The following is a 13785-nucleotide window of genomic DNA, read 5'->3' as shown; positions in this document are numbered from 1 at the left end:
GGGGACGGAGAGACTCGAACTCTCACACCTTGCGGCGCTGGAACCTAAATCCAGTGCGTCTACCAATTTCGCCACGTCCCCAATGGCTGTGTATACTATAGAGATCATTTTCGCATGACAAGCAATTTTTAAGAAAAACACACTCATTTGATTAAATAAGAAACAAAAACTTCATACTTGGCTTTTTCTCATTCAATTTCAGTCATTAAGCATCGTTTTGCAGCCATGATATTTTGCCATCTTTGGCTTTTTTGCTTAGCTAAAAGTCCCTGTAAAAGTGGACTAAAACCCTGAAAAGGTTCTGGAAGTGCTATCTTCAAAGACTGACAGTGTAAATACGCCCAGTCTTGGTAGCTTGCTGCCTGCAAACGTTGATCAGTCAACCATTCAAGTAGAATGATCCCGAGTGCATATAGGTCGGTTTGTACGGTCTTTGCTTCACCATGAAATAATTCAGGTGCCATATAGCGCGGTGTCGCCGTTAGAGCCTTTTGACAGCTTATTTCACCAATTCTTTGGCTCTGCTCAAAATCAATTAACTTACATATAGAACCGTCTAACAAAAAATGTGAAGCTTTTAAATCAGCATGAATCCATCCCATCTGATGTAATTCTTCAACTGCATTCAGCATTTTAAAGATGATATGAATGACATAATCTCGACTTAACTGACGGGGATTCGCCATAAGTAATGATGGAACATTTTTTAAGATGAGTGCGGCTTTCACCTGCTCTGAGTGAAACTCAAAATTTTCAAGGATTTGCACTTCAGGCAAGAACTTTGGCAGTTGCAGCATCGCAAGTGCATGCTGATAAAAACCAAGTTCAGCGTCAAAGCCTTTAATTAGCGCCGCATGCTCTGATAGCGACTGATACTTTAACCAATACCCCTGCCCTGCAACTTCAAAGCGATAAAGCCTTCGCCCCCAACCCAAACGCTGAGTCGGAGTATGAAGCGACGTCGCGAGAGCATTTAATTCTTGACGATTAAACTGCCAAGAATTCGGATTCATTCATCTCTGCCGTATCCAATGCAGTTAAGACCTCTAAACAATGTTGAATGGTTTTCCCAACACGGGCATGTGTTTCAATCATTGAGATTTTTGGCCAAGTTGCACGTTCACCTTCACGTTGTAAGAGTTTAAATAAATGTGGTCTTGGATTTTGCAGCATATAACTATAATGACGCAGGCCATATTTCCCTACAATGTTCACATCGCCATAATAACGCTGATCGACCACGCCATAGCCATGATCCAGTAAACGGCGGATCGGTGGAATCATCCCCACACGCTCACGGGCAAAGTCCATCACCCCTTTACTAATCACTTTGCCTTGTCGGCGTACAATCCGTTCAGGCCAGCTCAACATATCTTTACGAAACCGTGCTTCATCCGACTGCATAAATGGCACCACATGCGGATTCACTTGACTGGCAATGGTGTAGTTTAAATTGTATAAACGCGCCATTTTTTCCTGAGGGAAATCACTACGCACACTACCATCAACCCAGCGAGTAGAAGACATATAGGGAGTATATAAGCCGTCATGTCGTTTACTGGTGAGCTTGACTGGTGGAAATAAAATCGGCACCGCACAAGACGCGAGCACCGCGCTCCACACCAATAAGTCAGGTGAAGTAAAGGTATTCATAATGCGCGGATTTTGTGAGGCATCATAAGGTGCAACCGCGACATTGTTATACAAGCCTGACTGCTTAAAGGCCTCTTCAAAGGTAACGTCACCCAAATTTGCAATTAAAAAGTTTTTTAAATGCTTTACATCCGCTAAGCCGCCATTGCCCTTTAAGACCTCACGAAAACCCCGAAACTGAAAGGCATCGGTGAAAAAGTTTTCACCATTTAAGATGCTCAGCATTTCTGCAGGCGTCGCTCGCCCCAGCATCGCTGTCATAATGGCACCAGCACTTGAACCAGACAGCACTTTTGGCATGAGGTCTTGCTCAAGCAAAGCCTTGCACACACCTGTATGAAACAGTCCTAATGTTGCACCGCCTGAAAACATCATGGCTGGTTGCCCAAAAGCTTTTTGACAGTGCTGAAAAAATTCAATTTTTTGCTGTTTATCTAAACACTGGCAATCCGTAGATGCTACAAATGCTAAACCTCGACTAACTTCTTCAATATAGTCTTCAATAATTTTCTTGGTGCCGACATAGGTTGCAGTAAACAGCATGGGGTGAGCAATATTAGCAATGTCATAACTCAGACCTTCACGTAGCAGGTACATTAAATCGGTCGTACGCTTTTGTTGACGATAACGCTTCAACAACCCTAAACGATGGGTAATCACTTCTGCATCGAAATAAGGTGAACAGTTGTCATACTTCCACTCTTGCGCCCCTGACTCTTCATCAATTCTAAGTGCAATACTTTTCCACTCAGTATAGTTGTCTGCCTGAGCCAATTGGTTTTTCAGTTTTTTGATTCGATAGGCTTGGTGCGGGTTGATTTCCCGTGTGAAATCTTTAAACAACATATTCATCCTCACCCACTTTTTTTGTTTTCCTAAAATTTCACTGACACGTTCAACCGTCAGTCTAACTGACTATGTGCAAATTATGTGAGCATTACAATTGCCATTTCAACCCTAAAATTGGCAAATCTGCACCGCTTTAAGGGTTTGATACGACTAGATCGGATGTTAAGATCGACGACAAGTGTAATTATAAGCTGATTAATCATGGCGACCATTGACCTACCGAACAATATCTTAGAAGCACTATCGACTGTACTCCAACAACTACAGCAAAGCCTACCAGAAGTTAAACAAGCACCTGATTTTTCAGCGATTGCCTTTAAATGGGAAAATGGCGAGTTAAAAGCCATTCATCAGCTCAAACGAATCGAATTAAATGATTTAAAAGGCATTGAGCGTCAAAAAGAAAAAGTACTGCAAAATACAGAACAGTTTCTTAATGGTTTACCTGCCAATGACGTTCTGCTGACGGGCTCTCGCGGGACAGGCAAGTCCTCTATTGTGCGTGCTTTATTAACGGAATACGCAGAGCAAGGCTTAAGGCTGATTGAAATTGAACGTGATGATTTATCCGAACTGCCTGAAATTCAAAAGCTGATTGCAGAACGTCCTGAAAAGTTTATTGTGTATTGTGATGACTTGGCGTTTAACGCCGAAGATGAAAACTATCGCAGTTTAAAAAGTGTGCTAGATGGGTCTTTGCAGTCAGGTTCAAGTAATTTTATTATCTATGCCACCAGTAACCGTCGTCATTTGCTGCCTGAGTTTATGCATGAAAACACGCCTGTGACTCGAGTCGACGTACCGCAGTACACTGAACTACATCCACAAGAAGCGATTGAAGAAAAAATTTCACTCTCCGATCGTTTTGGATTATGGCTGTCTTTTTATCCAATGGATCAAAACTTATATTTGGACATTGTGCAGCACTACTTAGCAAAAGCTCAAATCTCCATGGACGATATGGTACGAGCCGAAGCGCTTCGTTGGTGTCAAGCGCGTGGACAACGCTCTGGACGTGCCGCGTATCAATTTTCTAAACACTGGGTCGGTTCACAACAATTAAAACAGCTTTAGGATAAAAATACTGATCGGCGCTTAAGCATCTATTTTATTTCAATTATTTTTATATTTAATAGTTCATTCTGATCAAAGAAATAACCTAAATTTCGCATTAGAATTTGGGTTATTTCTTTGAAAATTAGGGATAAATATCAGTTCAAATCGGTTTGATCTGATTATTGATATTTATCTAAGTTTGTTTCTGGCCCATCTTTAACCACAGCTTGTGCTTTTGCATAACTCTCCATTAAGCATTTATATTCTGGGCAGACATGATCTGAAAGAATTTCAGCAAAACGGGAGCCTTCTGGACGGTTCCAAGTACGCATTAACTCGGCCACAATCACAAAAGTATCGGTTGGAATTGCGCCCGCTTGGGTCACACGAGCAATTGATGTATCTGTGGCTAACTTGCTCCAGTTACCTGATGCATCCACAAGACAATAGACGTTATAACCTTCTTTACGAGCGCTTACAGCAGGGAAAGTCATACATACACTGGTCAGCGTTCCAGCAATAATCAGTGTCTTCCTACCCGTTTTTTTAACTTCATCTACAAATAAGGGATTGTCCCAAGTATTAATTTGTCCAGTCCGTGGTACATAAACTGCATGCGGAGCAAAGTGGTGAATTTCAGGAATTAAAGGACCATTAGGGCCGTCAGGTACAGATGCAGTGGTAATTACAGGTATATTTAATAAAGTTGCCGCTTTTGCAATTGCAATCACATAATTGCGTAAGTCGGGTACAGGTACATCGCGTACGGTATTAAAAAGTCCACTTTGACGATCAATCAGTAGAATTATCGAATCATCAGGGTCTAGCATTCCATTAGTATAGTAGCCGCCATGGGTAACACCTCTAAAATTTTCTTCTAATTATGTACTTCCATTGTTGTAATGAAAGTTCCTAAAACAGACCGTCATAGCTTTGAGGTTTATACGACCAAGATATTTTTTAAGAAAATCTATATCTGCCTTTCATATAAACTAAAGAATATCCTTAAGCTCAGGAAGCTAAATCATGTTACGTGTTGTAATTGGCCTTCGTGGCTTTGAGTTTTATCCTCGTATAGAAATAAAAACTTAAGAAAAATACAAACTCTTAATATTAATCAATACCTTAAAACCATATAAAATAGAATTTCAATTGAAGTCAAAATACTCAAAGTTTTAATCTTTTGAGATCAATCAAAAACTACGCTAGGCATACTTATCCCCAATTTCTATGGATAAACCTATGGGTAAATACTTTTAACTTGATGCTAAGCTACATTTAAGTAAGTCAAAAAATATTTTTAAAGTCTAAGCAGCGTTTTTTGAAAAGCCTTGTGATAAAGACCTAAATGTAAAAAAGCCCAACATTTCGTCGGGCTTTAAGCTCATCAAATGAAAATCTTAGACTTCACTGGGATTGGTCAACTCAGTCATTGGCCAGCGTGGTGTCGTCGTCACCGCCAAGCCATCCTGTTGCCCTGCTTTTAAACGCTGATAACCGGCAAAGGCAATCATCGCGCCATTATCAGTACAGAGTGCCGGTTCTGCATAATAAACAGTCGCTTTAATTTTGGCTAAATCTGCTTCTAAACGCTCACGTAAGCGTTTGTTGGCACTGACACCACCGGCAATCACTAAACGCTTCAAGCCCGTCTGTTTCAATGCTTTAACTGACTTTTTCACCAAGGTATCGACAATGGCTTCCTGAAAACTTGCTGCAATATCTGCATCACGGTTTTCATCACCCAGTTTTTTCATTTGTACAGATACAGCAGTTTTTAAACCGCTAAATGAGAATTCCAGCCCTTGATGGAGCATTGGACGTGGGAAAGCAAAAGCAGCAGGATTGCCTTGTTCAGCCAGTTTGGAAATGTTTGGCCCACCTGGATAGGGCAGACCCATCATTTTCGCCACTTTATCGAATGCTTCTCCGGCTGCATCATCAATCGATTCACCCAGCAATTCATACTGGCCAATGCCATAGGCTGCCATCAGTTGTGAATGCCCACCAGAGACCAACAGCGCCACAAATGGAAATTCTGGCGCTGTTTCAGACAACAATGGTGCGAGCATATGCCCCTCCATATGATGAACACCAATTGCCGGTTTGTTCAATGCAAAGGCCAAAGTTCGACCAAACAACGCACCTGTCATTAATGCGCCCATTAAACCTGGCCCACGTGTATAGGCAATGGCATCAATTTCCGATTTTTTGACGTCAGTTTGCTCCAATAATTCATTCATTAATGGAATCAGTTTACGCACATGATCACGTGACGCCAGCTCTGGAACCACACCGCCATATTCTGCATGCAGTTTAATCTGGCTATAAAGCACCTGCCCGCGTAAACCCAACTCGCTGTCATACAGCGCAAGTCCTGTTTCATCACACGACGTTTCCAAGCCTAAAACGATCATTAAACTGCCTATAACCTGTATCAATTCTATTGCAGTCACTATTATATGCTTGTGGTATGAGATGTAAATGAGTAAAATACTGACCTTCACTTGTGATCACAGGCATTCGGCCTGCGATCTTATCCATAACTTTATGAGGATTCTTCATGCCACAAGTTAAATTGAAAGAAGGCGAACCAGTAGACGTAGCTATCCGTCGTTTCAAACGTTCATGCGAAAAAGCGGGTGTTCTAGCTGACGTACGTAAGCGTGAATTCTACGAGAAACCAACTCAAGAACGTAAGCGCAAAAAAGCTGCTGCTGTTAAACGCTACCAAAAGAAATTGGCACGTGAATCAGTACGTACGACTCGCCTTTACTAAGATTAATTTGTGATTGACTGCCTGGATTAAATAATGACGACTTTAAAAGACCAAATCACGGATGTTTTGAAAGCAACTATGCGTGCTAAAGAAATGGATAAGTTAACGGTAATTCGTGGTCTACAGGCGGCAATTAAGCAAATCGAAGTCGATGAGCGCAAAGAACTTGACGACGCTCAAGTTCTTGCGGTCATTGAAAAACAAATTAAACAACGTAAAGAATCGATCAAAGCCTTTGAAGGCGCTGGTCGAGAAGATTTAGCTAGTAAGGAACAAGCCGAACTTGAGGTTTTATCTCAATTTCTACCAGAAGCTATGACTGAGGAAGAACTTGATTCCATGATTGCGCAAACGATTGCAGCGCAAGAAGCTACTAGCATGAAAGATATGGGTAAGGTGATGAATTCTCTGCGTCCGCTCATAGCCGGGCGCGCCGATCCTTCTCAAGTTTCAGCAAAAATTAAAGCAAAACTGGCTTAATTTAAAAATCTTTAAATCGATTACGTTGAACTGACCTTAAAAAAGGCAGTTCAAAGTTTTAGTTTCTATAAAAATTATTATTTTATCTATTCATTCTCAGCTTTAAAACAATTCCTGACTCATCTCTGTTTTATCCCTCTATTTGCAATACCACTTTTCTAAGCTCTAAATTGTCGATCCTTTTGCATTTGGGTTAAACGCGTTTTAATGGTCGCTGACATTGATTCATTATCTTTCGCTAAACGCTGAGCATGCAATAAAGATTTAATCGCTTCTTCTTCAAAGCCCGACCAAAACTGCACTTCAGCCCGATAGCGCAAAACATTAATGGTATGCATTGGCGACTTTTTATCTAAACTCGCGGCTTGTTGCATCAGTCTCCACGCATTCACATCACGCGGATTATTTTTCAAAAACCGATTGAGTACAGGCTGCGCAAGCTCAGGTCGATTCTGACGAATATAAACTTCAGCCAATTTATAATTTAAAGCCCGATTTTCAGGCATGATGCTCGTAGGTGATTGAATCACAGCAAGGGCTTCATTTACCTGATTTTGTCCAAGCAAGATATCAGTTTGAATCAAGGTTTGTAGATTATGTAGTTTCTGATGCGACTTAGCCTGATCTAACACTTGCTGAGCAAGTTTATAGTCACCTTGTTTGAGGTAAAAACTAGCCAAAGCCAGTTGTGCTGCATAACTATTACGACTCACCAGCATCTGTAGTTGCTGTTCTGTCGCCTGATTCGAGATCACCATGGTATACAGCTTCAAGATCTCAAAGTCTTCATCACGCCAAGTAGATTTCACTTTAGGCAATTGATTCGCTCTAAGTCTTGCCTCACTCATCCGCTCAGTCGTGAGTGGGTGTGTGAACCAAAAGTCAGGTAAAAAACTTACTCGACTGGTTGAACGGTGCATCACTTCAAAAAAATCAGCCATACTTTGCGGGTTATAACCAGCACTATACATGTACTGCATCCCTATACGGTCAGCTTCACGCTCTTGGTTACGACTATAGGACAACTGCTTGTCCATGAGTGCGGCTTGCGTACCGACCATGACTGCAGAACCGACATCACCATCAGCTTGAGACGCAACCAAAGCACCAACCAAAATCCCTGCCAGCGCGAGTAATCCCTGCCCCTTAAATGCCTCTTGCGAGCGGCTGTAATGCCGCTGTGTGACGTGCGCAATTTCGTGCGCCATTACGCCGGCAACTTCATCCATATTATTGGCATTGGTAATCAAACCAGCGTTTAATGCAAACAATCCGCCCGGAACTGCAAAGGCATTAATTTGCGGGTCATTAATGACCACCAGACCAATGGGTTGACCAAGCTGGGTTTGACTCAAAATGCTTGAAAAAGCATTCATCAGTTGATCTTCTAGCCACGGATTTTGCGTAACAGGTAGCTGACGCTGCACTTCACGATAAACTTTTTCACCAATATAGCGCTCATTATATTGATCAATAAAACCTATACCTGAACCAATCTCAGGCACATTAAACTGTGGAGCATTCGTAAGAAATTGACCTTCTGCAAAACCAACAGTCGAAATAAGACTTAAACTGCACGCACACAGAAAACGCTTCAACCCTCACCCCAACTTTATTTAAAGGAATCGAATGACTATAACATTGATAATTGAATGAAAATGCAATGAAGTGTTATCAAATTTTTATCTAAATTCAGGATTCACCACATATTGAGGTTGACCACCTTCCAATGCTTTCACCAAGTTTTGGTAAGCCAACTCTGCCATTTTTTTACGTGTTACGGAGGTTGCTGAACCGACATGCGGTAACGTCACTACGTTGTGAAGCTGGAACAGTGCCGAATCTTGCAAGGGTTCTTTCTCATAAACATCCAAACCTGCTGCAAAAATTTGCTTTTGCTCCAAGGCCCGAATAAGTGCCTGCTCATCCACCACGGCACCACGCGAAATATTTACAAAAACAGCATGAGATTGCATTTTCTTAAAAGCTTCTGCATCAATCAAATGCTGCGTATTGGCGTTTAGATCAACCGCCACGACAATGAAGTCCGATTGCTCTAACAGCTCATCTAATTCGCAAAAACGTGCATTTAAGGGTTGTGCCAATTCTAATTTTTCTCGGCGCCCGTGATACAAAATATTCATATTAAAACCATGAAAACCACGTCGCGCAATTGCCGCACCAATATTTCCTAAGCCAATAATACCCAATGTTTGACCAAAAATTTCCTGACCAAATTGTGCCTGCCCGACAGTACGCGACCACTGACCTGTTTTGGTCCATTGATCCAAATAAGGCACTTGACGCGCCGCACTCATCAACAACGTAAAGGCCAAATCGGCAGTGGTTTCAGTCAGCACATGAGGGGTGTGGCTGAGCCAAATTTTTGCTTGGTTTAAGTAGTTCAGATCATAATTGTCATAGCCAACACTGACACTAGATATAATTTTGAGCTGTTTCGCAGTTTTTAGGTTGTTTTGATTCAGTAAACGCCCTGCACCAATCATGGCATCCGCATCCGCAACTTGCTCACGGATTTGCGTATTTACATCACCTGCTTTCGGGTTGATGACCACCACGTGATAACGCTGCTCTAAGCACTGTAATACTTCTGCATCTATTTGACTAAAAACAACGACTTTCTGCTTCATACCTATTCCATATTTTGTTGTTTTGCTCGCATCATGTGCCACAGGGCTTTTTTAAGTAATGGCTGATCAAGCATTTCTTGTAAGCTTGCTGATTGTGTGACTTTTATACTATTAGCATTTGGTATAAAGCCCAATGCAATAACAGTTTTACCCTGACTTACACCATCAATGAAACCTTGAATATAACTCTGAACGCCGCGCCCATCTTGGAAATTCAACAAAGGAAAAGGCCAATTCAGCGCATACTTTTGCGCAGGTAAGGCTTGCACAATATTTTGCCACAGCTGTTGCTGCTCCACGCTCAATTGTGTCGCTTCAATGACCAAGGCGCAGTGCTCCAAGGAAACAGCTTGCAACTGAAAAGCCTCAACATGGATGGCCTCTCGGACAATTTCTTCTTTTAATCCTGTAACAACTTCTTGTTCAATCGGCTGCGTTGCAATTTCAGCAGGAGGCGCTGGATGTGGAAGCTTATTCTGTACAAGTGGAGGTTCAGGAATGCTTTTGGCTTCGGGCTGAGATTGAGGTCGCACAATTTCAGAAATAATCTCAGTCGCGCTTTGATCTCGCCAGATCGATGTGGCTACATTTTGTTGAGACGGCAAAAAATCTGGAACCCACAAATCAATTCCTAAACTCGCCAAAACCTCACGCTGATGCCCGATCATCTTATACCTTCACACTTCATTCAGTGCATATTCTATCGAGAAATGCCTAGAGATGCTGTTCTTTTCACATTTTATTCGCATAGACACTAGGCAAATATCAAGAACATGCTCAAGGCCAAATTCACCACTCAATTAAACAATCATCAAGCGATTCTTCTTTTGCATTTGTTCAACGATCTCTTCACTGTCAAAACCGAGACGCCAATAGAGCAACTCCAAAACATCCTGCTCATCTTGAGTAATAATGCGGTCATTCCATAGACAAATTTCAGCCACTCCCAAAATACTCAACCGATCCCGCAGCAGCAGCCCCGCCATATCATTTAAAATTTCAGCCAGATCAATCGGCTCATCTGAAATTTCCGCATACTGCTCCAACTCTTGCACAGTTAAAACGCGACGTAAAATTTTCTCTCGTACTTCCAGCTGTGTTTCACTATTGATTTGTTGCACATGTAACAAAGCATCAATTAAACGTACAATCTGCGGTTTAACTTCATCTAGGGCCGCAGGTGTATGTACAGGCAACAGATTCAGCTCAAACTTAACTCGTTCGAGTAACAGCGCATCTAACAGTCCAATTTCACCGTCTTCTTGAATAATCCTCGCCAACTTTAATAAAAACTGGCGTGCAATTGTTGCTGGCATGCCACCAATATTTCGGCATGCCTCATGGAAAATTGAAATATGAACACGACCATCTAGGTTTAACAATGAATCAACAATGGCACGACTGACTTCAGCCTCAGCAGGAATAAACTCACGGAATTGGCGAATCATCAAAATCGCGACCATCAGCTCGCGTGAACCTGTTGAGGTCTGTAAAGCACGCTGAATTAGCTCTGGACGTTCAATATGCGCACGTACTTCAGGGTTAAGCGGTTTAATCGCATCTTTAATGGCAAAACTAATCGGAGACAATCGTAATAAAGGCAAAGGCTGCGGTGAAGTCCAAGGGGCTTGGAAATCCGCGTACTGCTCTTCTAGGGAACGAAACAAACCAAATAACGGACGGTTGCGCAGTTTTTCTAGGTTTTCCAACTGTATGTCTTGAACCAAATTCGGATTCATTTCATAAATACGCTCTTCAATGCTTGGATGAATATTCATCCAACTTTGTGCACTTAATGAGTTGGCAAAACACATGTGTGCTATCGACTCAGAGTATTCACTGTGAATTTGTGAACCTGCGTGATGTACATAGATACGCATGAGGGTTTGAATATTGGCATCATTTTGCATCAGACGACGTGTTTTCATATCATTTTTTAAAGTACGCCCCCCCAACGTCAGAAATTTAATACAGCGTGTAACCAGCACCCCCAAACTTCCGACCAACCAAATCAAACCACCTGTTGCAACAAAAGTCGTTTCAAAACTTTGTGACTTTTTATGATGAGTTGAAAATCCCAATTTAGCAATTTTACTGCCCCACTGACTAAAGGTCGTGAGAGCACTATATAAAATTTTTAACCGTGTATTTTCAGCAGTCTCACCTGATAAAATTTGATTGAACTCATGATTCAATAACCCCGTCAGCTCAAGTTCATCAAGATTTTGCAGGGCGCCCCACGTTAAAATAATCGCAATATCTTTGGGATAAAAACCAGCGGTTAAGGCATTTACCCCCACCTCATCGGGCAAAACATAGACAGCAGGTGTTTCAATTAAAAAAGTATCAGCTAGTTTTTCTGTAATTTTCAGCGCAATACTTTCTTCTGGTGTACTTTCAATCAAACTTAAACGTCGTGCACGCAGTTGCTTGGCCAGACTGTGTCCGCCTGAACGGAACACATACAGTTCATACACCACGGAATAGCTCATCACCAAGAGCAATAAACCAATGATATAAATACTCAAGCTATGCCAAAAAATGCTTTGACTCGAATCAAAATAAAAAACCAGCAGTCCAGCCACAGTATTTAAAATAAATAGCGACAAAAGTACCGCAAGCAAGCAGATACTGGCAGACCACAACATATTTTTATTCTTTATGATTGAATAACTTACACCCTTCAATGTAAATCCTTTTTCTTACATTGTTTGAATCAATCCATCATAAATGAAAAAAGCGGGAAACTCCCGCTTTTCTCAAATCTAAATCAATTAGACTTCTTTCACACCCGTCAAATCAACGGAAGCTGCATCAATATTGACATCAATATAGCTGTCTTTCTTTTTCGATGTTTCACGACGTTTCGCTTGTAATTCATCTAAATAAGCTTCATCGATACCACCAGCAACATATTTACCATCAAATACCGAGCAATCAAACTCTTGTAAATCTGGTACTTTGCTGGTGCGCACAGCGGCTTTTAAGTCTTCCAAATCTTGGAAAATTAGACGATCTGCACCAATAATTTCACGAATTTCTTCAACGGTACGCTCAGATGCAATCAACTCTTCTTTTGCTGGCATATCAATGCCATACACGTTTGGATATTTCACCATCGGCGCAGCAGAAGCAAAGAAGACTTTTTTCGCACCCGCATCACGTGCCATTTGGATAATTTCGTTACACGTCGTACCACGTACAATCGAGTCATCCACCAAAAGTACATTTTTGCCTTGGAACTCAAGTTCAACAGGGTTCAACTTTTGACGCACTGATTTCTTACGTAATTGCTGACCCGGCATAATGAAGGTACGCCCGATGTAGCGGTTCTTCATAAAGCCTTCGCGGAACTTCACGCCCAGCATATTTGCAAGTTCAAGTGCAGAGGTACGCGAGGTATCTGGAATTGGGATCACGACATCGATATCGTGCTCTTCACTCCACTCTGTCAGGATTTTCTGAGCAAGCTTTTCGCCCATTTTTAAACGTGCTTTGTAGACTGAGATGCCATCAATGATCGCATCTGGACGCGCAAAGTAAACATATTCAAAAATACATGGGCGGTATTCAGGCGCTTCAGCACACTGCTTGGTAAACATCTGTCCTTGTGAGTCGATAAAAATCGCTTCACCCGGCGCAATATCACGCTCAACTTTAAAGCCGAGTGCCGTAATAGCGACAGACTCAGATGCAATGATATATTCCATACCTGCATCAGTTTCACGCGAACCATAAATCAGTGGACGAATACCATTTGGATCACGGAAACCCACCAAGCCATGCCCAGTAAGCATTGCAACTACAGCATAACCACCTTTACAGCGCTCATGTACTTTACTCACCACATGAAAAATGTCGTCTGCTGTAGGCATCAATTTGCCGCGTTTTTGCAACTCATGCGCAAACACGTTTAACAGTACTTCTGAGTCTGAATCCGTATTCATATGACGTAAGTCTGTTTTAAACAGGTCGTCATGAATTTCTTCAGCATTGGTTAAGTTACCATTATGCGCTAACGTGATCCCGTAAGGTGAGTTCACATAGAAGGGCTGCGCTTCAGCGCTGCTCGATGAACCCGCCGTTGGATAACGCACATGCCCAATACCATAGTTACCTTGTAATGCACGCATATGGCGAGTGTGGAACACATCACGAACCATGCCATTGTCTTTACGTAAGAATAAACGACCTTCGTGGCAGGTTACTATCCCAGCTGCATCTTGCCCACGATGTTGTAACATCGTTAATGCATCAAACAACATTTGGTTAACAGCTGATTTACCAGCTATACCAACTACTCCACACATAGCAACC

Annotated in this window: 12 protein-coding genes and 1 tRNA gene; 3 read left to right on the top strand and 10 right to left on the bottom strand. The window is 41.9% G+C overall.

Annotation, left to right across the window (positions count from 1 at the left end; all coding sequences use genetic code 11):
• The 3 genes from F986_RS14415 to F986_RS14405 form a co-directional block, all read right to left on the bottom strand.
• Window positions 1-81, bottom strand: a tRNA-Leu gene (locus F986_RS14415).
• Between the two features lie 107 nt (window positions 82-188).
• Entirely contained in the window at window positions 189-1013 is an 825-nt protein-coding gene (locus tag F986_RS14410; protein ID WP_004696293.1) for a protein kinase domain-containing protein, read from the bottom strand.
• Window positions 988-2499 carry a DUF3336 domain-containing protein gene (locus F986_RS14405; RefSeq protein ID WP_004696290.1) on the bottom strand — a complete coding sequence of 504 codons (1512 nt, stop codon included), beginning with the start codon at window positions 2497-2499 and terminating at the stop codon, window positions 988-990. The genes F986_RS14410 and F986_RS14405 overlap by 26 nt, the downstream gene beginning before the upstream one ends.
• A gap of 204 nt (window positions 2500-2703) precedes the next feature.
• On the opposite strand from F986_RS14405, the gene F986_RS14400 reads away from it, so the two are divergent.
• Window positions 2704-3576 (top strand): ATP-binding protein, encoded by an 873-nt coding sequence (locus tag F986_RS14400; RefSeq protein WP_004696288.1) that lies wholly within the window; start codon window positions 2704-2706, stop codon window positions 3574-3576.
• Between the two features lie 161 nt (window positions 3577-3737).
• On the opposite strand, the gene F986_RS14395 is transcribed toward F986_RS14400, so the two are convergent.
• Together F986_RS14395 and tsaD are read right to left on the bottom strand one after the other, a co-directional pair.
• The gene (locus tag F986_RS14395; protein ID WP_004696286.1) at window positions 3738-4388 is read right to left on the bottom strand and encodes an isochorismatase family protein; all 651 of its coding nucleotides are present in this window, start codon (window positions 4386-4388) and stop codon (window positions 3738-3740) included.
• Between the two features lie 570 nt (window positions 4389-4958).
• Entirely contained in the window at window positions 4959-5975 is a 1017-nt protein-coding gene (gene tsaD, locus F986_RS14390; protein ID WP_004696284.1) for a tRNA (adenosine(37)-N6)-threonylcarbamoyltransferase complex transferase subunit TsaD, read from the bottom strand.
• Between the two features lie 146 nt (window positions 5976-6121).
• Between tsaD and rpsU the strand changes: the two genes are divergently transcribed.
• Entirely contained in the window at window positions 6122-6337 is a 216-nt protein-coding gene (rpsU, locus tag F986_RS14385; protein ID WP_001136722.1) for a 30S ribosomal protein S21, read from the top strand.
• A gap of 33 nt (window positions 6338-6370) precedes the next feature.
• On the top strand, window positions 6371-6817 hold the full coding sequence (locus tag F986_RS14380) for a GatB/YqeY domain-containing protein (protein WP_004696282.1): 447 nt from the start codon (window positions 6371-6373) through the stop codon (window positions 6815-6817).
• A gap of 158 nt (window positions 6818-6975) precedes the next feature.
• Here F986_RS14380 and F986_RS14375 read toward each other — a convergent pair whose 3' ends face one another.
• The 5 genes from F986_RS14375 to purF all read right to left on the bottom strand — a co-directional run bounded on the left by F986_RS14375 (window position 6976) and on the right by purF (window position 13778).
• On the bottom strand, window positions 6976-8415 hold the full coding sequence (locus tag F986_RS14375) for a M48 family metalloprotease (RefSeq protein ID WP_004696280.1): 1440 nt from the start codon (window positions 8413-8415) through the stop codon (window positions 6976-6978).
• A gap of 84 nt (window positions 8416-8499) precedes the next feature.
• Window positions 8500-9468, bottom strand: coding sequence for a 2-hydroxyacid dehydrogenase (locus F986_RS14370; protein ID WP_004696278.1), 969 nt, complete (start codon window positions 9466-9468; stop codon window positions 8500-8502).
• Window positions 9469-9470: 2 nt separating this feature from the next.
• On the bottom strand, window positions 9471-10136 hold the full coding sequence (locus F986_RS14365) for a hypothetical protein (RefSeq protein ID WP_004696276.1): 666 nt from the start codon (window positions 10134-10136) through the stop codon (window positions 9471-9473).
• A 132-nt stretch (window positions 10137-10268) separates the two neighbouring features.
• The gene (locus F986_RS14360) at window positions 10269-12155 is read right to left on the bottom strand and encodes a M48 family metalloprotease (protein ID WP_004696274.1); all 1887 of its coding nucleotides are present in this window, start codon (window positions 12153-12155) and stop codon (window positions 10269-10271) included.
• 87 nt (window positions 12156-12242) lie between these two features.
• Entirely contained in the window at window positions 12243-13778 is a 1536-nt protein-coding gene (gene purF / locus F986_RS14355) for an amidophosphoribosyltransferase (protein ID WP_004696272.1), read from the bottom strand.
• Window positions 13779-13785: the final 7 nt, after the last annotated feature.

The sequence above is a fragment of the Acinetobacter johnsonii CIP 64.6 genome (genome assembly GCF_000368045.1).
Taxonomy (GTDB): domain Bacteria; phylum Pseudomonadota; class Gammaproteobacteria; order Pseudomonadales; family Moraxellaceae; genus Acinetobacter; species Acinetobacter johnsonii.
Note: the sequence above shows the minus strand (reverse complement) of the source record. Positions and strands in the feature narration are given on the sequence as shown.